The following is a 20,429-nucleotide window of genomic DNA, read 5'->3' on the forward strand; positions in this document are numbered from 1 at the left end:
AGAAATTGAATTATAAATTTACTTATAAACAACATTATCAATCCCTAAAATGTCGATGAGTGCTTCACTAACTGCTTCACCAGTCGGCAACCATAAATTTCTCTCTAATTTAGTGAGCTTTTTCGTTTCAGCGTCATAAATAACTACTGGTGAAATTTTATCTTGATTTGACAATTGCTTGATTAGGTCAAACAATTCACGCTTATCGACACCATTCGTTAACCGCAAATACCAAATTTTAGGTTGATTACGTTGGAAATCTGACAATGCATTTGATGCAGGAACAATTTTATTAGCAATCAATTCAAGCGCATCCCGTTTTTCAACGTTTCCGCTTACCAACAAAACGATATCTTTTTTTAACCATGATTGAATTTGATTAAATAATTGCGGAAATACCGTAACGGATAACTCGCCGAACGCATCGGTACCTGAAATAAAGGCCATTTGCTTACCAGTCTTAGTTCTAATCACCTTAACTCTTGTCACGTATAATAGGACCTTAATATCCTTCATAGTGGCAGTTAATTCCGAAACTGAAACGATTTTAACGAACTTACTTAAGTTTTGAAACCTTTCGGTTGGATGACCAGATATATAAGCTCCTAGCAATTCATTTTCTTTAGTTAGCTTATCTGTAAGAGGCAAATCATCCAAATGAGGCATCTTCGGTTCTAGTGCTTTAAATAAACTAAGTGAATTTCCTGCCAGATTGATGGAATCAATATATTCCGGTGCTGCCGCAAGTAGTTCAGCTCGATTGTTAGCAAATTCGTCAAAGCAACCTGTATAAATTAGGGCTTCAATCGCGTCGATTTTCCTGAATTTTTCATCAATTCGACTGACAAAATTTTTGAAAGGACTTAAATTTACCATTGGTTTGACGTTCTGAAATGATTTCCTTGACAAAATCACTCCGAATTCCTTTGATACTGCTTAAACCAAATCTAATTTGCTTATCAGTAATCATAAAATTATCCTGACTAAGATTAATGCTAGGTGCGACAATCTGAATGTGACGCTTTTTAGCATCTGCAATGTATTGCTTAACCTTGACATCATTATTTTGAACGGACCTTAATAATGAAACGTAAAATTCGCCAGGATAATGAACCTTCAGATAAGCCAATTCAACCGCCATTTTACTATAGGCAAATGCATGAGATTTATTGAATCCATAATTAGCAAATTTTTCAATGTATTCAAAGGTTCTAACAGCAACTACTTCAGAATGACCGCGTTGTTTAGCACCATTAATGAATGCGACCTTCATTTCTTCCATCACGTTAATTTTTTTCTTACTCATCGCCCGTCGCAACATATCGGCTTGTCCAAGCGAAAATCCTGCCAATGTGTTAGCAACTAGCATTACCTGTTCCTGATAAACGATCACGCCATACGTAGGCATTAAAATGTCTTTTAGTGAATCATCAATGTGGTCAATGGGTTCTTCAGAATGTTTACGCTTAACTACTTCATCAATATTTTCCATAGGTCCAGGCCGATATAAAGCATTAACTAGGGCCACATCTTCAAATGTTGTTGGTGCGATCTTTCTTAAGACATTCCTAATCCCGCTTGATTCAAACTGAAAAATTCCTGTAGTATCTGCTTCCGCAAATAATTTGATGGTAGCTGGATCATTTAACGGAATCTGTGATGGGTTGATTTCAATTCCTGAATTATCTTTAACCTCACCTAAAACATCGGCTAAAATTGACAAATTTCTTAATCCTAAAAAATCCATCTTCAATAATCCGGAAATTTCAACATACTCCTTAGGGTATTGGGACATTAATAACCCTTCATTTCCATTTTGCAAAGGAACATGATTAACTAATGGATCGTCGCTTAAAACGACCCCTGCTGCATGAGTGGAATAATGACGTGGCAGCCCTTCTAATTGACTAGCAACTCTAAACAGTTCAGCATTAATTGTCGAATCGCTAATTAGGTTTTGTAGTCGTTGAGAATTGACTTGAGCATCCTTTAAAGATATATGAAGGGCATTAGGGATAGCTTGACTCCACTGATTTTGTTGAGTTACTGATAGGCCAAACGTCCGGCCAACATCCCGAATTGCTTGCTTCGCCGCTAATGTGCCAAAGGTAATAATTTGGCCAACTCGTTCATGACCATACTTATTACCAACGTATTGAATTACTTCATCTCGCCTAGTATCTGGAATATCTAGGTCAATATCCGGCATCTGCATCCGTTCAGGATTTAAAAATCGCTCAAACAGTAAATCATACTTAATAGGATCAACGTCGGTGATTCTTAACACATAGGCTACAAGTGATCCAGCCGCTGATCCTCGACCTGGACCAGTAATAATATTATTCCGGTGAGCAAAACTGATCACATCTTCAACAATCAAAAAATAGTCATCAAATCCCATGGAATGAATAATTGATAATTCATGTTTTAAACGATCGGTATAATTAGTCTCATTTTGAATACCATCTGTTTTAGATCGTTTTTGCAAGCCTTGTTCACAAATTTGTCGTAAATAATCCTCAGAAGACAAGTTGTTGGGAGTTGTAAATCTTGGTAATTTAGCCTCTTGCACATCAATCGTCACGTTAGCATCAGAAACTAGGCGATTCAATTCTTGTAATGCCCCTTGAAGATGCATATCGGTGAAGTATTGCTCAATTTCTTCGACAGGTCTTAGAAAATATTCTCCTCGTTTCCGGCTAGCTTCAAACACATTTTCAATCTTAGTGCCGGCAGCAATCGATTCCAGCACCCGACTTAAGAACAAATCATCGCTATTCAAATAATCAACTTCGACATCCGCAATCAATTTAAGGCCATTATCAGCAGCCAGCTTACTCAAAGTGTCAACAATAGTGGCTGATTGATGAAAGTCAATTCCTAACTTAATATCTGTTGGCAATTGGCCCATATTAGTCAACTTAGTAATGATCTCTGCAACCTGTTGTTGTTTACCTTGAACAATTAAGTCATTAACTTCTCCTAAAGCGGGTAATATAATCACCGTTCCAGATAACATATTTTTTAATTGGGAGATGGTAATTGCGTCATTAGTGTTAACTAACGTTGAAATTGCTAATAGATTTTGATACCCTTCGTTGTTAACAGCAACCAAACTTAGCGGATATGTTTGATCGGACAAAATCATCCCTGGTAAGTCGAGCGTCAAGCCGATAATTGGTTTTAACCCATTTTGTAAGCATAAATTATAAAATGATGGGACCGCGTACATGACATTCAGATCGCTGATTCCTAAACTACTGTATCCTAATTCTTTTGCTCGTTCAATCAAATCGGTAAGTCGAATTGGACTTCTTAATAGACTAAATGCTGTTTTAATTCGTAGCGGAACAAAACTCAAACGGGACGCCTCCTTTTTTATTATTATAATTATAGCAGAGGAATCAATATCCATCCCGCGCAGATTTTATTTATTTTCTGCGCCAATTGTGCTATTATACCTTTGTTAGCGAGGTGGGCAAAATGTTAAAAAGGTTCTTTATTTGTAATATTGTAACTGTTTTTTGGGCATTAATCTTTGGTGAAGTAATTGGATATATTGCTTCCGCACTTGAATTAATGCCTTACAGTATCGGTCAAATCGGTTGTGTTGCAGCATTAACTGCTTTTATCGCAACAAACGGTATTTTACTAATTAGCAGAGTATCTAAATCTTAATAATAAAAAAGTGGACCTTATTGGTCCACTTTTTTTATGCATTTTTATTAACTTTTAAATGTTAGTTGATCGCTTTCTAAATCAATTAAGACCGTGCTATCTGGTTCTATTTCATCCCCAATCATCATCTTAGCGATCGGTGTTTCAACCCTGCTAGTCACAAATCGTTGCATTGGTCGAGCACCATATTGGGGATCATATCCATTATCTGCAATCCATTGTTTAGCAGCATCAGAAATCTTCAAAGTTATCGACTGAGCCTTAGTTCGGTCAGATAAATAATCAATGATTTTTTGTACGATTTGCTTAATATTTTCCTTAGTTAAAGGTGCAAATGTAATTACATCATCAATCCGATTTAAAAATTCTGGTTTAAAGCTAGCCTGTAACAAGGCATTGACTTGTTCCTTAGCCTGTTCACTAACCTTACCTGATTCATCAGTTCCCGATAACAAAATATCTGAACCAAGGTTAGAAGTCATAATCAAAATCGTATTCTTGAAATTGATGGTTCTCCCCTGACTATCGGTCAACCGACCGTCATCTAAAACTTGAAGTAAGATGTTGAACACATCAGGATGAGCCTTCTCAATTTCATCGAATAATACGATAGTATATGGATTTCTTCGAACGGCTTCCGTGAGTTGACCGCCTTCTTCATAACCGACATAACCAGGAGCTGCCCCAACCAGTCTTGAAACTGATTCCTTTTCCATATATTCAGACATATCAATTCGAACCATGTGATCTTCTGAATCAAACAAATCTTCGGCTAACGCCTTAGCCAACTCGGTTTTACCGACTCCAGTTGGTCCAAGGAATAAGAACGAACCTAATGGCTTTGAAGGATCAGCTAAACCTGCTCGCGATCTCAAGACAGCGTCGGAAACCGCAGTAACTGCCTCATCCTGACCAATTACCCGATGATGTAAATTATCAGCTAGTTTAAGCAGTTTTTGACGTTCACCTTCAACCAATCGATTAACCGGAATCCCGGTTTGACGACTAACCACACCAGCAATTTCATCGCTAGTAACTGATTCAGATACCAACCAGTCATCGTGTTGATCACTATTTTCAAGCTCGTTGATTTCTTTTTCTAAATCGGGAATTGTCCCATGTTGTAACACTGCTGCTTTATTTAAGTCATAACTATTTTCAGCATTGACCAAATCGTTTTTCGCTTGATCCAATTGGCGTTTAACATCACTAATGTGTTGGATTGATTTCTTTTCTGATCCCCAGCGAGCGTTTAGCTCATTAACCCGGTCTTTAATGGACGCTAGTTCTTTTTGAACGCTTGCTAATCGCTTTTTAGATGCGTCATCAGTTTCCTGCTTCAACGCAGCCTCTTCAACTTCTAATCTGATTAACTGTCGATTAGCAGAATCCAATTCCGACGGTTGTGAATTCATCTCAACCCGAATTTCAGCCGATGCCTCATCAACCAGGTCAATCGCCTTATCAGGAAGATTCCGATCAGTGATATACCGATCTGACAGTTGAGCTGCCGCCACCAACGCATTGTCATGAATGCGAACCCCATGGTGAATTTCTAAACTTTCACGAAGTCCTCTTAAAATAGTAATGGTATCAAGAACTGTTGGTTCATCGACTAAAACTCGTTGGAATCTCCGTTCTAGGGCCTTATCCTTCTCCATATACTGACGATACTCATCAATAGTAGTTGCACCAATTAAATGTAATTCGCCCCGAGCAAGCATTGGTTTCAAAATGTTCCCAGCATCCATACTGCCTTCGGCTTTACCAGCACCAACAATATTATGAATTTCATCAATAAACATAATAATTTGCCCATCTGATTTTCGAACTTCTTTAAGAACCGATTGGAGACGTTCTTCAAACTCACCACGATATTTTGCACCAGCAATTAGTGAACCCATATCCAATTGGTAAATTGTCTTATCCTTTAAATTTTCAGGAACATCGTTTGAAGCGATTCGCTTGGCCAGGCCTTCCACCACAGCCGTTTTTCCAACACCTGGTGCCCCAATCAGCACCGGATTATTTTTGGTCTTTCTGGAAAGAATCGTAATTACTTCGAGAATTTCTTTATCCCTGCCAATAATTGGGCCAAGCTTATTTTCTCTAGCAGCCTTTACTAAGTCAGTTCCGTATTTTTCAAGTGACTGATATGAATCTTCTTGATTCTTATTAACTACTTTTTGGCCACCTCGGATTTTTTCTACCACATTTTGGACTTTTTTGTTCAGTAATATCTTGGCCAGTAAGATAATCCTTAAACTTATCTCCATGCAATCGCATTAGCGCAATTGTTAAAGTATCAACCGCAATATACTTATCATCAAGTTTATTTTTAACCTGTTCTGCATCCTGCAATAGTTCATAGAGGTTAGCCGATAACGATTGACCATAAGTTACTGATGAGCCTTCAACGACCGCAATTGCGTCAATTTCATCATCAAGTTCCTTTTCAACCGCTGAAACGTCCAAACCTAATTCAGAATAAATTTGTCGAGCTAATTCACCAGGTTGCACCAATGCTTTAAATAAATGAGCAACGGTAATATTTTGCTGTTTTCTAGTTACTGCAATTTGTTGTGCAGATGATATCGCAGTTGAAACTGCTTCCGTTAAATTATCTGGATTCATATTAATTATCACCTTTTTGTTTGTAATTAAAAAAGTTTGAAATAACTTTGTATTCCAAACTTGATTGCATATATTCTAACAAATTATCTTTAGTTTGACCAATCCTGACGTTTATTTTTTTACATATAATTTTGCAATTTCAATAATTACGTCAACAGCACGTTCCATCGTCTGAATTGAAACATATTCAAACCGACCGTGCATATTTTCACCGCCAGCAAAAATATTGGGTGTGGGCAAGCCCATATACGAAATTTTCGAGCCATCTGTACCGCCACGAACTGGGAACACATTTGGCTTAACACCAACATTCTTCATTGCTTGTTCAGCAATTTCAACGACTTCCGGATGCTTAGCCACGATTTCACCCATATTGTAGTACTGATCTTTAAGTTCAATTTTGATGCGGTCAACACCAAATCGCGATTCATTTGATTAGCAATTCCAGCAAATAAACGTTTACGAGCCTCAAATCGATCACGATCATGGTCTCGAATAATATAACTCATTTCTGCATGGTCAACTGTCCCTTGAAAATCGTCAATATGAAAGAATCCTTGGCGATCAGAAGTTTTCTCAGGGCGATCGTAGTCTGGTAATTGACTATGAAAATCCATCGCAACTTGAATCGCGTTAACCATGATTCCCTTAGCTTCAGCGGGATGCACATCAGTTCCAGTAATCATAACCTTAGCGGCAGCAGCATTAAATGTTTCGTAATTCAAATCACCAAGTGGACCACCATCAACGGTGTAAGCAATATCAGCACCAAAATCGGCAACATCAAAATTATCAGCCCCAGTTCCAATTTCCTCATCTGGTCCAAAACCAACCTTGATGGTTCCATGTTTAACATCTGGATTGCTTCGGAAATAAGTAAGCATTGAAATGATTTCTGCCACGCCAGCTTTATCATCAGCGCCTAGCAATGTCGAACCATCAGTGGTAATCAGAGTATCGCCCTGATATTTTTTTAGACTGGGAAATACTCTTGGATCTAATTGGTATTCACCAGCACTATCTAAATTTATCACCGACTTGCCATCATAATTTTCAATAATTTGCGGATTAATATTTTCAGAGTTAAATGCAGCTGTATCAACATGAGAAATAAATCCTACAGTCGGTACTTTATCATCAATATTTGCTGGCATAGTTGCGAACACGTAACCGCTTTGTTGATTAATATGCACATCATTTAGCTTTAAGTCGGACAGCATGTTTGCAAGTTTTTTAATAAACTCAACTTGATTTTGAGAAGATGGAATCGTCTCAGAATCTGGATTTGATTGGGTGTTTTCCTTTATAAAACTCAAAAAATTAGGAATTAATTCTTCATACTTTGCCATTGTGATTCCTCCAGTATTATTTGAATGTAAATGGATCAGTGTTAAGTTGTGATTCACTAATTTGAATGTCCCATCCCAGTTGTGCTTTCCACAGCTTGAACATTCCAGCTAATTTAGGTTTACAAATACTTTCAATGTGATGGCCTGGGTCAACAACTGGCATATCAGCCGCTAGCATATCATGACCAGTATGATAATAAACATCACCAGTAACATATACATCAGCACCTAATCGCTTAGCAAGTGGGTAAAACTTGCCACCATCACCGCCTAGGATTGCCACTTTTTGAATTTGTCGCTGTTCATCATTAGCAATTACCCTTAAACCCGAAACTCCGTACTTATCCTTAACCAATTGTGTGAATTCGGCCAAGCTTATTGGAGATTCAAGCTCGCCAACACGCCCCATAGTATAGCGATGACCTTTGTCTTCCAACTTGAGCAAACTGTATAGCGGTTGCTGCAACGGATGAACATCATTTAGTGCTTTTAAAACAACATCAATTTTACTCTTAAATAATTCGAATTCTAACCGGGCATCCCCTTGTTCAGTTGGTTCACCAACGGTACCAATTTCTGGATCAGAAAGTGACTTCGGCACATAGAATACCGTTCCATCAATTTCATATGTGTAACCACGATATTCTTTATTGTTCACCTCGGCCCCAGCATCTACTAACGACATTCTCACTGCAGCAGCGTAAACCTTAGGAACTTGCACAGTTAGCCGATAAACCGGATCAATATACCCTGGCACCATGCCAACCAACTTTTTAAGACCGAGTTGATCAGCTAACCAGTCATTCATTCCATTATCAGCAAAGTCCAAGTTAGTATGAGCTGAGTAAACCGTAATATTATGCTGTAATAACTGCGCGTACATTTGGTTCTGGGGATCAGACAAATCTAAATTTTTAGCCGGTCGAAACATCATTGGGTGATGAGAAAAAATAAAATCGACTCCATTACTAATAGCTTCTTCAACTACTTCGGGTCTAACATCTAACGTAACCATTAACTTAGAAACATCTGCGTCCAGCGAGCCTAATTGTAGCCCAACTGGATCTTTTTCCATTGCTAAATATTTAGGTGCAAACTGTTCAAACCGCTCAATAATTTGCCTAACTTTCACCTTTAAGGATCTCCTCTATCATTTTAATTTCGTGAGTAAATTGTGTAACTTTATCTTGATCAGTGTGTTGAGATTGCTCAATATTATTTAAAATTGACTGTTTTTGAATTAGTTCCCGTTGCCACTTCTTGATAAACGTTTGATTTTGTTCAACACGTAGAAAGGGTCCTAGGAATAAGTCTTCAGAATTGTATGGAGGAACCACTCCTATTTGCTGACCAACAATAATTTCATAAATATGTCCATCTTCTTCAAGAATCTCTTCAGCGGTGATTGTGTATCCATTTTGCATTAGCCATCGTCGGACGTTCTCTTCGCCAACATTTGGTTGCAAAATGAGGGTTTCTTTGCCAGTTAATCGATCCTTTCCAGATTCAAGAATATGGCTAATCAAAGCCCCTCCCATTCCAGCGATGGTAATGTGATCGACATCGTCACTAGATTGAATGGCAGCCAATCCGTCTGCTAATCGTGGCTGTAAAACATCTACCAACCCCGCTTTAGTAATTTCATGTTTGGCATTTTCTAACGGTCCTTCACGAACCTCGCCTACAACCCCATAGTTAATGATACCGTTTAAAGCAAGGTTAATTGGTAAATATGCGTGATCTGAGCCGATATCTGCTAATCGACTACCAGGTTTAACGTGCTGTCCAACCGTTGCCAGGCGGACTGATAAATGTGTACTATTCATTATTTACTCCTCAATGTGCTTGGTAACTCAATTATAATTTATCCCCATACAAAAAAACAGGGACAGCTCAACATTTAGTTAAGCTATCCCTGTTTTCTAAATTACTCTAAGAAATCTTTAAGTTGTTTACTACGTGATGGATGCCGTAATTTACGAAGCGCCTTAGCTTCAATTTGACGAATCCGTTCACGGGTAACACCGAATACTTTTCCAACTTCTTCAAGGGTTCTTGTCCGACCATCATCAAGACCGAAACGCAAACGAAGTACGTTTTCTTCACGATCTGTTAAAGTATCCAAAACGCCTTCGAGCTGTTCTTTTAGCAATTCATATGCGGCATGATCAGCAGGTGAAGTCGCATCTTGGTCTTCAATAAAGTCACCCAGATGAGAATCATCCTCTTCACCAATTGGGGTTTCAAGAGAAACCGGTTCTTGAGCAATCTTTAAAATTTCTCTAACCTTTTCAGTTGGCATAACCATTTCAGCCCCGATTTCGAATGGTAATGGTTCACGACCAAGATCTTGCAAGAATAGTCTTTGAATTCGGATTAATTTATTAATCGTTTCAACCATGTGAACTGGAATCCGAATAGTTCTAGCTTGGTCAGCAATGGCACGAGTGATCGCCTGTCTGATCCACCAAGTTGCATAAGTTGAGAACTTGAATCCTTTACGGTAATCAAACTTCTCAACCGCCTTCATTAGGCCCATGTTTCCTTCTTGAATTAAATCAAGAAATTGCATTCCTCGACCAACATAACGCTTAGCAATTGAAACAACTAGTCGTAAGTTGGCTTCAGCAAGCTCTTGCTTAGCTTCCTCATCACCATCTTCAATTCGTTTGGCTAAGTTAATTTCCTCGTCCGCACTCAATAATGAAACTCGACCAATTTCCTTTAAGTACATTCTAACTGGATCATTAATTTTGACCCCCGTAGGAGCAGACACATCAGAAAGTTCCTTCTTAGTTACCTTTTTTGCAGCCCCAATAGCCCGAGGATCTGGATCCCCGTTTTCATCAACGACACTGATTCCGTTATCTTCAACGTTTTCTAATAATTCTTCAATGCCCTTTTCATCAAGTGCATATTGTTCAATAATTTTTTCACTTAATTCATCATAAGTAACGTGGCCAATTGGCTTATCATGTTTGATGATTTCATTAAGTTCTGTTTGGTAAGGTAATTTCTTTTCAGCGGTTTTTGCGCCTTTTTTTTGTTTCATCTTTTTTTGCCATTCAAAGTGCCTCCCAGTATGCTAAACATGTTTACCAGCCTGTTTTTTTTGTTCTAATTGAACAATCTCAATTGTCAATTGTCGTTGCCGTTGAACATCGCCAATCGTTACCGCTTCCTGTAATTCTTGGCGTTTATTTGCAATCTTATCTATAACTGGCGCACGATTAATAATTAAATTTACATAATCATCGATTTCACTATCGGTGGAATCACCAGCTAAATCCAATGAGTCGATTTCCACTAACAACGATTGCAAGGCATTTTCAGTAATGAAACTACTCATGGTAGCAACATTATACTCGTCAAATTTAGTGAAATAACCTTCCGACAAAAGATACAGCATTTGAAACTCTTCGTCAACAAATGCGAAGTTTTCGATCCCTTGAACTTTCAACCAAATATCATGATCATGCAACATTCGATTTAACAATCTCGCTTCCGCAAATTGAATCAAATTCCATTTGCGACTAACTTGTTCAGACCGGTTCATCGGAGCAACAGCAATATTTGGCTGGTAATTATTATCATCGTGTGACTGCTGGCGTTGATTAGTAGCAGTTAGAGTTTCTAGCCGACTGCTAAGTAATTCTTTTGAAACATTAAACTCACTAGCAACTTTGTTCAAATACAAATCACGAGTGATTGGTGATGCTTCCTTAGCAATTACCGTCAATGCTTCAGATATATAGTTTCCAGAATCAACTTCTGACTCTAGATTATACTGCTTTTTTAGATAATTTAGTTCAAAATCGATTGGTGAAGCAGCATGTTTTACCAATTCCATGAATTGATCAGTCCCACGCTGACGAATGAATTCATCCGGATCCAAATTATCAGGAACTGTAACGATTTTAACCGCGATTTTAGAGTTATTAGCGAAACTGTCAATCGCACGTTTGATCGCCTTTTGGCCGGGAGTATCTCCATCATAAGAAACCACGACTTCATTAGTGATTCGCGAAATGTCGTAAACTTGTTCATCCGTCAAGCTAGTCCCCATTGAAGCAATTCCTGAATGAATTCCCGCCTGATCAGCAGAGATAACATCCATAAATCCTTCTAACAGGATGGCAGGTTCGTTTTTCCTAATACTCAGTCGCGCTGAATCAAGGTTAAACAATACTTTCCGCTTATTAAAGATCTCAGTTTCGGGACTATTCAAATACTTAGGTAAATCTGGTTGTTTACTAAGCAATCTGCCCGAAAAGGCGACGGTTTTACCATTATCGTTTCTAATAGGAAACATTACTCGGTCAACAAACCGATCATATAAATCGCCATTATCATTCTCCGAAAACAATCCTGATTTTCTAAGCAACTGGAAATCAGTTTTCTTTTCATCAAAAAACGGCTTCAACAATCGTTGCCCTGGTGCAAATCCTAGATGATACTTTTCAATCGTTTCATCAGTTAAGCCCCGATGCTTTAAATATTCTAAAGCGGGTTGTCCTAACTCGGTGTTCACCAGAATATGATGGTACAAAGTTACTGCTTGTTCGTGGATATCCATTAATTGGAACGCAACTGAATTTTCTCGCTTGGATTGCTGATTACCATCACTAGCATACTTTTCATCTAAATGAATATTTTGAAGGTCAGCAACCTTACGAACAGCTTCGGGAAAAGTTAAGTTTTCAAGTTCCATCAGGAACTTAAATACGTTCCCACCACGACCACAGCTAAAGCAATGAAAAATTTGTTTGTCTTCGGATACCGAAAAAGATGGGGTCCGTTCCTCATGAAAAGGACATAGGCCAAACAGATTTTTCCCAGATTGAGTAAGCTGAACATATTGTGACACAACATCAACAATATTAACTTGTGAACGAACCTGCTCAATCACTTCCTCAGGGATCATTGCCAATTACCTCGCCTCCCATCTTTAAAGCTCTCTAATCCATGAAAAAGTCGCACTTAAAAAGTGCGACTTAATCTTTGCGACACATATTAAATATTACCATACTAGTTAGTATTGCACAATTAAAACGACTTAACCTTTAACAACCAGTTCATCAAGATTTCCGACGTGCATAATGAGGTCAGCAATAATCGTGAGTTGTTTTAAACGATTATTTTTAACTGCTTCGTCTTTAGCCATAATCATCGTTTCATCGAAGTAACTGTTAATGGTCTCTCGCAATGAAACCAACCGCTCAAAAGCTTCGTTAGCACTAATAGCCATAAAATCAGTTTCAATACCGTTCACGGCATCATTTAGCTTAGTCTCTGAATCATTTTCAAATAGATTATGATCAACATTTCGATCATCAGTAGCTAAATCACCCTTTTGAGCAATTCTCAAAACTCGTGTTAAAGCTTCAACACTTTCTTTAAAGTGATCATCAGCTGCATGTTCAGTAAGCACCTTACCACTTTCAATGTTAAATAAAATATTGGTAGCCGAACCGCTTGTAACAGCCGCACTAATATCATATCTAGTTCCCAAATCATTTAGGTATTGTCGGATTCGATCCTTGAAGAAGTCAGTAATGATTGCTACTTGAGCATCCATGTCTAATTCAGGAGCAACTTGCTTATCACCCATCAATTTAATAACTTCATGAAGAGTGGCTTCTAAATCAAAGCTCCATTGCTTATCTGCAACAATTCGCACAATCCCTGAAGCTTGACGACGTAATGCATATGGATCATTTGAACCGCTTGGAACCATCCCAGCAGCAAAGAAAGTAATAATCGAATCAAGCTTATCAGCAATGGCTAAGACTGAACCCACTTCGCTATCAGGTAATGCTGAGCTGGCAGAAATTGGCATGTAATGTTCCCGAATTGCAGCGGCAACTTCGGCATCCTCACCATTTAACAATGCATACTTTTCGCCCATGATTCCTTGAAGTTCAGCAAACTCGCCAACCATCCCTGTTACCAAGTCAAATTTATAAATTTCACTTGCTCGTTTAAGATGGTCTAACTGACTTGAAGTCAGGCCTAATTTTTGACCATAGTAATTTGCGATCACTTCAACTCTTTGCATCTTTTCATACATAGTTGAAATCTTGTCGTGGAAACTAACCGTCTTCAATCGATCGACGAATTGGTCAATCGTTTGTTTTTGGTCCTCTTCATAGAAGAACATTGCATCCTCGAGCCGGGCAGTAAGCACTTTTTCGTTACCAGCAGATACGTTTTGAATATCTTTATCATTACCATTTCTAACTGAAACGAAGTAAGGCAATAATTTCCCATTATTGTCAGTTACATAGAAGAACCGTTGGTGATCTCGCATTGAAGTAATCAATACTTCGTCAGGAATTGTTAGATACTTTTTATCAAAGTTACCAAAGAATGCCGTTGGCCATTCAACCAGATTATTAACCTCTTCCAACAAATCTTCGTCAATATTAATTGTCCAGTTGTTATCAGTAGCAATCTTAGCAATTTGTTTGCGAATTAAAGCTTTCCGACGAGCAGCATCTGCGATGACAAATTGAGCCGTTAGTTGTTCTTCGTAATCGTCACAAGTTGCTAATTCAACGGACTTGCCTAGGAATCGATGGCCCCGAGTAACCCGATCAGAAGTGACGTCTAAAATTGATATTGGAATTACTTTATCATTTAACAAAGCCACCAACCACTTAATTGGCCGAACAAACTCAAAAGAATATTCGCCCCACTTCATCATGGTTGGGAAGGTCATGGCCATAATCACATCTTTAAGACCGGCTAAAATTTCTTCAACGGTCTTACCAGCAATATGCTTCTCAACATAAACATATTCCACACCTTTTAATTCTTTAAAAGTAATGTCATCAACAGTAGCGCCTTGCCCCTTAGTAAACCCAATGGCTGCCTTCGTCCAATTACCGTCAGCATCTAAAGCGATTTTTTTAGCGGGACCTTTAACGGTTTCATCGATATCTGGTTGCTTATCACTTAAACCATTAATTTTTAAAGCTAATCTTCTAGGAGTACTAAAAGTCTGCATGTCACCGAATTCAATCCGTTGTTCTTTCAAATAATCTGTGGCCCGTTTTGCCAACTGGTTAATACTAGGAGTGACAACGTGAGCTGGCATTTCTTCTAACCCAACTTCTAATAAGAAATTCTTAGCCATTATTTTTCCTCCCCATCTTTTAATAAAGCTTGACGTTTTTGTTCATCTTTGATTAGCGGGAAGCCAAGTTTACGACGTTCCTCAACAAATTCTTTAGCGACCATCCGAGCCATGTTTCTAATTCGAGACAGGAATCCTGCACGTTCAGTAACTGAAACTGCACCTCTAGCATCTAAAAGATTGAAGGTATGGCTACACTTCAAAATATAATCATAGGCTGGATGGACTAAATTCATATCTAATAATCGATGCGCTTCTTTTTCATATTCGTTGAAGAAGTTCATTAACATTTCTTGATTACTTTCTTCAAAACTATATTTTGAATGTTCAAATTCAGGTTCCTTGAAAATATCACCATACTTAACGTTATCAGACCATTCAAGATCGAAAACTGAGTTAACATCTTGAATATATGAGGATAGTCGTTCAAGACCATATGTGATTTCAGAAGCAACGGGATCCATTTCGAGACCCCCAACGATTTGGAAGTAAGTAAATTGTGTGATTTCCATTCCGTCAAGCCAAACTTCCCAACCAACACCAGCACAACCCATTGAAGGATTTCCCAGTTATCTTCGACGAAACGAATATCATGTTCCAATGGATTGATTCCTAATTCGCGAAGACTACCTAAATATAATTCTTGAATATTTTCAGGAGATGGCTTCATCAAAACTTGAAATTGGTGATGTTGGTAAAGTCGGTTAGGATTTTCACCATATCGGCCATCAGCTGGCCGTCTTGATGGTTCAATATATGCAGCATTCCATGGCTCTGGCCCAACTGCTCTCAAAAATGTGTAGGGACTCATAGTTCCGGCACCTTTTTCAGTATCATAAGCCTGCATTAACATACATCCCTGAGCAGACCAATATTGCTGTAATCTTAAAATAATTTGTTGAACAGACAATTTTTCAGTCATACGATTTCCTCCTAAATTTAGCCACAAAAAATCCCTATGAAAAGTAAACTAAATATAGCTCACTCAACATAGGGACGATATTATCGCGGTTCCACCCTAATTCTGGTAAATACCAGCACTTAATTTTCGACTACCGAAAGCGCCAAGGATTTTTAGTCAGCTTACACTATCCTGACCTCGCTTCAAAAACCACGATTTCAATTCTTTCTTACGTCGAAATATTTAACTAAAATAATGATAGTTTACCGTCAATTAAATGTCAACGGACACTATAGCTTAAAGTTACTTAATTGATCTAAAAATTTTTTACTTTTAGGTACATAACCCACACTTCGCGAATAAATTTGGTCAATTACCTGACGCAGACGCGATTTAGTATCATCGTTAACATCAATTTTGTTTAGCTTACGTAAATCAACCACAGAAAACAACCGCAAGTAATAAACCGTCCGTTGGTCTAAGTGTAGCCGATACGGATCATCGTTCCAATGATTGGAACATAGTAATCCGCCCATTGATTCAGAATAATCAAATGGCAGATCCTTTCGATGACAAACAACACAATCCACCCAATTAGGAGCCACTCCAAACGCTTCTAACAGCTGAATTTCAAAAATATTCGTAATAATGCTAGCATCAAAACCATCGTTCATTAACGCTAAGCCCATCGATAACTTATCAAACCAATCCGTAATTGGAACACTATCAGGAAAGGCAAAGTCAACCAATGACATCACATACGTTGCATTAGCATTAATCTCAATATCATCACTAATCTTCTGATAATGAGCAATCGTATTTCCAGCATTCAGGTAAGATAATCCTTCTGGCTTAATAATCCCATTAAATGTTCCATAAGTAAATGGCAATACCGCCGCTCGATTCTTAAAGTTTTGGCGTTTTGCCCCTCGAACCATAAACATCTTTTTACCAAATTGCTTCGTAATGAATTTAGCTAATATATCACGCTCCCGATAGGGTTTTGATACATTAAGATGCCGGTAAGTCTGTAGCGCCGATATTTGCCACGATCATTTACCTCCATCGTGCTAGTAATTATCTTTTCGATAACCATATGATTGTAATAATGATTGCTTATCCCGCCACTTGGGTTGCACTTTAACCCAGAGTTCAAGATAGACCTTATTTCCCATAAGATTTTCAATATCTTGACGAGCAAGGGTACCAATTTTCTTCAGCATGGTACCACCCTTACCAATGACAATTGCCTTTTGACCATCACGTTCAACAATAATAGTTGCTTGAATATTCAAGACATCATTTTCGTTCTTAATTCGCTCAACAAACACGGCGGTAGAAGTTGGAATTTCTTGACGAGTTAATTGGAAGACCTTTTCCCTAATTAATTCTGAAATAACAAATCGTTCTGGGTGATCGGTAATTTGATCGGCTGGATAGTATTGCGGGCCATTAGGTAGCTCACCAACTAAAGAATCAACCATTTGAGGAACGTTATTACCTTCAAGGGCAGAAATTGGAAAGACTTCTTTAAATGGTAATGCCGTCTTGTATTGCTCGATAACTGATAGTAAATCATCAGGAGTTATCTGATCAATTTTATTAATAATCAAGTAGATAGGTTGGTCAACTTTTTTTAATTGATCAATGATGAAATTATCACCAGCTCCACGTCGTTCAGTTGCATTAACCATGAACAAAATGGCATCGACTTCTTTTAAAGTCGATAAAGCGGAATCAACCATGAAATTGCCCAGTTGATCCTTTGGTTTGTGTACCCCTGGAGTATCAATAAAAACCACTTGGGCTTCATCAGTAGTGTAAACTCCCTGAATTTTGTTTCTAGTTGTTTGGGCCTTATCACTCATAATGGCGACTTTTTGGCCAACTACTCGATTTAAAAAAGTTGATTTACCGACGTTTGGGCGACCTACAATCGCTACGAATCCTGATTTAAAATTTGGATTATCCATAATTTACCTCACTATTTAATTAATTCGATTATTTTGGGAATGAATATTAAGCAACCAACAATAACAGCGAATAGCGCCGAAAGCAGTACTCCACCAGCACCAATATCTTTAGCCCGCTTTGCCAACTCGTTATATTGACGGCCAACAATTAAATCCACAACATTTTCAACGATACTATTTAAGACTTCTGAACCAATTACCGCAAAAAACGCTGCAAATAGCCACAGCCAATCGTTCAAACTAATTTGAAAGATAACTCCCATTATTAGCACAAACGTGGCGATAATTAGGTCAAACCGAAAGTTTCGTTCTTCCAGAACTAGCCGACAGATTCCTGAAATTGCGTGACCAACCGATTGAAAAAATGTCTTATTCTTTTCAATTTGTCGCTTATCTCTTAAGCCCATAAGCATTTAATATCTCTTTTTGAAGTGGGAACATCACGTCGGCATCCGCTTTTTCCATGTGGTCATAACCATTCAAGTGTAAAAATCCATGAACTACTAAGAATCCTAACTCACGATCAAACGAATGTTCTAAATAATCAGCTTGTTCGGCAACCTTATCAACTGATACGAAGATATCACCAATATTTTGAGGGATTTCAGCCATTAATTCATCATCCAAAATAATTGGTAAGTCCTCATCGCCTTCATCTTCAATCGCAAAGCTAATTACATCAGTTGGCCGATCAACGTTACGATATTCACGATTAATCTTTTGAATTTCGTCATTATTAACCAAAGTAACTGACATTTCAGTGTTGTCTGGTAAATGAATATACTCACCAGCAAAGTTCAAAACGTCTCGAATTAACTTTAATTTATCCTCAGCAACTTTATCTGCAGTCTTATCATAAATTTCTAAATCCATTGAATACTCCTATTTGATTACCCAGCGTTATCTTCGTAGGCATTAATAATTTTGGAAACAACTGGATGTCGAACAACATCCTTGGAACTAAAGTTAACAAATTCAATTTGATCAATGTTAGCCAAGATTTTCTGCGCGGAAACCAAGCCACTCTTAGCATTTCTTGGTAAGTCAATTTGCGAGATATCACCATTAACGATCATTTTGGAACCAAATCCTAGCCGAGTTAAGAACATCTTCATCTGTGAATTAGTCGTGTTTTGAGCTTCATCCAAAATCACAAATGCATTATCCAAAGTCCGACCTCGCATGTACGCTAATGGTGCAATTTCGATAATCCCCCGATCAAGGAGTCGCTCTGTGTGTTCGGTTCCTAAAATCGCGTGTAATGCATCATAGATTGGTCTTAAATAAGGATCGACTTTGTCTTTCAAGTCACCAGGTAGGAAGCCTAAACTTTCACCTGCTTCAACAGCTGGTCTGGTCAACACAATTCGGTCGACAATTCCCTTCTTCAAGGCAGCCACAGCCATGACCACTGCCAAATAGGTTTTACCAGTCCGGCCGGCCCAACGCCAAATACAATATCATGATTCCTGATAGCTTGGACGTATTGACGCTGACCAAACGTTTTAACTCGCACAGCATGGTTCTTTGCATCTTTGATAAGGACTTGGTCATATAAATCGCTAAAGTACTCTAACGTGCCATTTTCAGCCATATTCAGGGCGCTAACAAAATCGCTTGAATTAACACTGATGCCCTTTTCAATCAATCCCAAAATATTTTTAAGAATTAATAGCGAAGTATCAACCGCCGTCTCATCACCCGATACCTTTAAACTATTTCCAAATACATTAATTGAAACATTCAGGCCACTCTCAATAATTGCAATGTATTCATCTTGAGCGCCAACAATTGTTAATAAATTATTTTGATCCGCAACGATAAATTCTTTAGTTACTACTTGTTCTTCTGCCAATAATTACGGCTCCCTTTCCAATTATTAACTTTGGAGCTGTGCCTTAACGAGCTTATTAATCAAATTCCCGTCGGCCTTGCCTTTAACCTTAGGCATAATTGCTCCCATTACCTTACCAAAATCAGCCATAGATTCTGCACTGACTTCAGTAATCGTCTCTGAAACCACTTTTGCTACCTCGTCTTCTGACATCTGTGCCGGTGCATAGACCTCAGTAAGCTTTAATTTGTTTTCCTGCTCAGCAACCAAATCATCCCGATTACCTTTTTTGAACTCAGCAATTGATTCATTAATTTGCTTAATTTCTTTAAGGACGATTTGACCAACCTGTTCATCGGTTAGCTCTTGGTTATTATTTGCTACTTCAGCGTTAGTAATCTGCGCTTTCAATCCCCGAATAACGGATAACTTTTCCTTATCCTTAGCTTTCATAGCTTCTTTAAGTTCGGAATTTAATTGTTCTTTGATTGACATTGCATTTCCTCTTTTCAAATTATACCTAAATTTTAACATTAAAAAAGATCGAAGACTAATGAATATTAGCCTTCATCTATCTTAGTTGCAATTTAGAAACGACGTTTCTTCTTGTTGTTACGTTTACGTGCCGCCTCAGACTTTAACTTACGCTTAACACTTGGTTTTTCATAAAATTCTCGTTTACGATATTCTTGTAGTGTACCGCTTTTTGAAACTGTACGTTTGAAGCGTCGAAGAGCATCATCAAGAGACTCGTTTTTACGAACGACTGTCTTTGCCATGTGAAATTCCCTCCCTCCGAGCTCAAAGTTTAGTTTTGATATTTTGTAATACCAAAACGGTTCGAAAATAATTATACATAATTTATCAAACTGCGTCAATTGTTTCTGAAAAAAAGCCTTTTCATGGTAAAATTTATTTATTA

General features: G+C 38.1%; 13 protein-coding genes and 5 pseudogenes. 1 reads left to right on the forward strand and 17 read right to left on the reverse strand.

What is annotated here, in order from left to right; genetic code table 11:
* Positions 1-18 precede the first annotated feature (18 nt).
* Both NBRC111893_RS11185 and NBRC111893_RS04840 read right to left on the reverse strand, forming a co-directional pair.
* Entirely contained in the window at positions 19-876 is an 858-nt protein-coding gene (locus NBRC111893_RS11185; protein ID WP_225417585.1) for an OB-fold nucleic acid binding domain-containing protein, read from the reverse strand.
* Positions 833-3,361, reverse strand: coding sequence for a DNA polymerase III subunit alpha (locus NBRC111893_RS04840; protein WP_225417587.1), 2,529 nt, complete (start codon positions 3,359-3,361; stop codon positions 833-835). The genes NBRC111893_RS11185 and NBRC111893_RS04840 overlap by 44 nt, the downstream gene beginning before the upstream one ends.
* Before the next feature lie 122 nt (positions 3,362-3,483).
* Between NBRC111893_RS04840 and NBRC111893_RS04845 the strand changes: the two genes are divergently transcribed.
* On the forward strand, positions 3,484-3,678 hold the full coding sequence (locus NBRC111893_RS04845) for a DUF2929 family protein (protein WP_125008198.1): 195 nt from the start codon (positions 3,484-3,486) through the stop codon (positions 3,676-3,678).
* Between the two features lie 47 nt (positions 3,679-3,725).
* Here the strand turns inward: NBRC111893_RS04845 and clpB are convergent.
* The 15 genes and pseudogenes from clpB to rpsU all read right to left on the reverse strand — a co-directional run bounded on the left by clpB (position 3,726) and on the right by rpsU (position 20,286).
* Positions 3,726-6,312 (reverse strand): annotated as a pseudogene (clpB, locus tag NBRC111893_RS11970) (ATP-dependent chaperone ClpB).
* Between the two features lie 111 nt (positions 6,313-6,423).
* A pseudogene (gene pepT, locus NBRC111893_RS04855) lies at positions 6,424-7,661 on the reverse strand (peptidase T).
* A 16-nt stretch (positions 7,662-7,677) separates the two neighbouring features.
* Complete coding sequence (locus NBRC111893_RS04860) at positions 7,678-8,793, reverse strand: Nif3-like dinuclear metal center hexameric protein (protein WP_125008199.1); 1,116 nt, start codon at positions 8,791-8,793, stop codon at positions 7,678-7,680.
* A complete protein-coding gene (locus NBRC111893_RS04865) occupies positions 8,783-9,487 on the reverse strand; it encodes a tRNA (adenine(22)-N(1))-methyltransferase (RefSeq protein WP_125008200.1) in 705 nt (234 codons plus the stop codon). Before NBRC111893_RS04865 ends, NBRC111893_RS04860 begins: the two co-directional genes overlap by 11 nt.
* 101 nt (positions 9,488-9,588) lie before the next feature.
* On the reverse strand, positions 9,589-10,713 hold the full coding sequence (gene rpoD / locus NBRC111893_RS04870; RefSeq protein ID WP_125008201.1) for an RNA polymerase sigma factor RpoD: 1,125 nt from the start codon (positions 10,711-10,713) through the stop codon (positions 9,589-9,591).
* Positions 10,714-10,746: 33 nt separating this feature from the next.
* Complete coding sequence (gene dnaG / locus NBRC111893_RS04875) at positions 10,747-12,585, reverse strand: DNA primase (RefSeq protein WP_225417605.1); 1,839 nt, start codon at positions 12,583-12,585, stop codon at positions 10,747-10,749.
* A 132-nt stretch (positions 12,586-12,717) separates the two neighbouring features.
* The gene (gene glyS, locus NBRC111893_RS04880) at positions 12,718-14,799 is read right to left on the reverse strand and encodes a glycine--tRNA ligase subunit beta (protein WP_125008203.1); all 2,082 of its coding nucleotides are present in this window, start codon (positions 14,797-14,799) and stop codon (positions 12,718-12,720) included.
* Positions 14,799-15,721: pseudogene (gene glyQ, locus NBRC111893_RS04885) on the reverse strand (glycine--tRNA ligase subunit alpha). The gene glyS and the pseudogene glyQ overlap by 1 nt, the downstream one beginning before the upstream one ends.
* 269 nt (positions 15,722-15,990) lie before the next feature.
* Positions 15,991-16,712, reverse strand: a pseudogene (gene recO, locus NBRC111893_RS04890) (DNA repair protein RecO).
* Between the two features lie 58 nt (positions 16,713-16,770).
* On the reverse strand, positions 16,771-17,673 hold the full coding sequence (gene era, locus NBRC111893_RS04895; protein ID WP_125008205.1) for a GTPase Era: 903 nt from the start codon (positions 17,671-17,673) through the stop codon (positions 16,771-16,773).
* A gap of 11 nt (positions 17,674-17,684) precedes the next feature.
* A complete protein-coding gene (locus NBRC111893_RS04900) occupies positions 17,685-18,080 on the reverse strand; it encodes a diacylglycerol kinase family protein (RefSeq protein WP_125008271.1) in 396 nt (131 codons plus the stop codon).
* Entirely contained in the window at positions 18,064-18,546 is a 483-nt protein-coding gene (gene ybeY / locus NBRC111893_RS04905; RefSeq protein WP_125008206.1) for an rRNA maturation RNase YbeY, read from the reverse strand. Before ybeY ends, NBRC111893_RS04900 begins: the two co-directional genes overlap by 17 nt.
* Before the next feature lie 17 nt (positions 18,547-18,563).
* A pseudogene (locus NBRC111893_RS04910) lies at positions 18,564-19,528 on the reverse strand (PhoH family protein).
* 24 nt (positions 19,529-19,552) lie between these two features.
* On the reverse strand, positions 19,553-20,002 hold the full coding sequence (locus tag NBRC111893_RS04915; protein WP_125008207.1) for a GatB/YqeY domain-containing protein: 450 nt from the start codon (positions 20,000-20,002) through the stop codon (positions 19,553-19,555).
* Between the two features lie 92 nt (positions 20,003-20,094).
* A complete protein-coding gene (gene rpsU, locus NBRC111893_RS04920; RefSeq protein WP_003553874.1) occupies positions 20,095-20,286 on the reverse strand; it encodes a 30S ribosomal protein S21 in 192 nt (63 codons plus the stop codon).
* Between the last annotated feature and the right edge of the window lie 143 nt (positions 20,287-20,429).

The sequence above is a fragment of the Lentilactobacillus kosonis genome (genome assembly GCF_003864335.1).
GTDB lineage: Bacteria > Bacillota > Bacilli > Lactobacillales > Lactobacillaceae > Lentilactobacillus > Lentilactobacillus kosonis.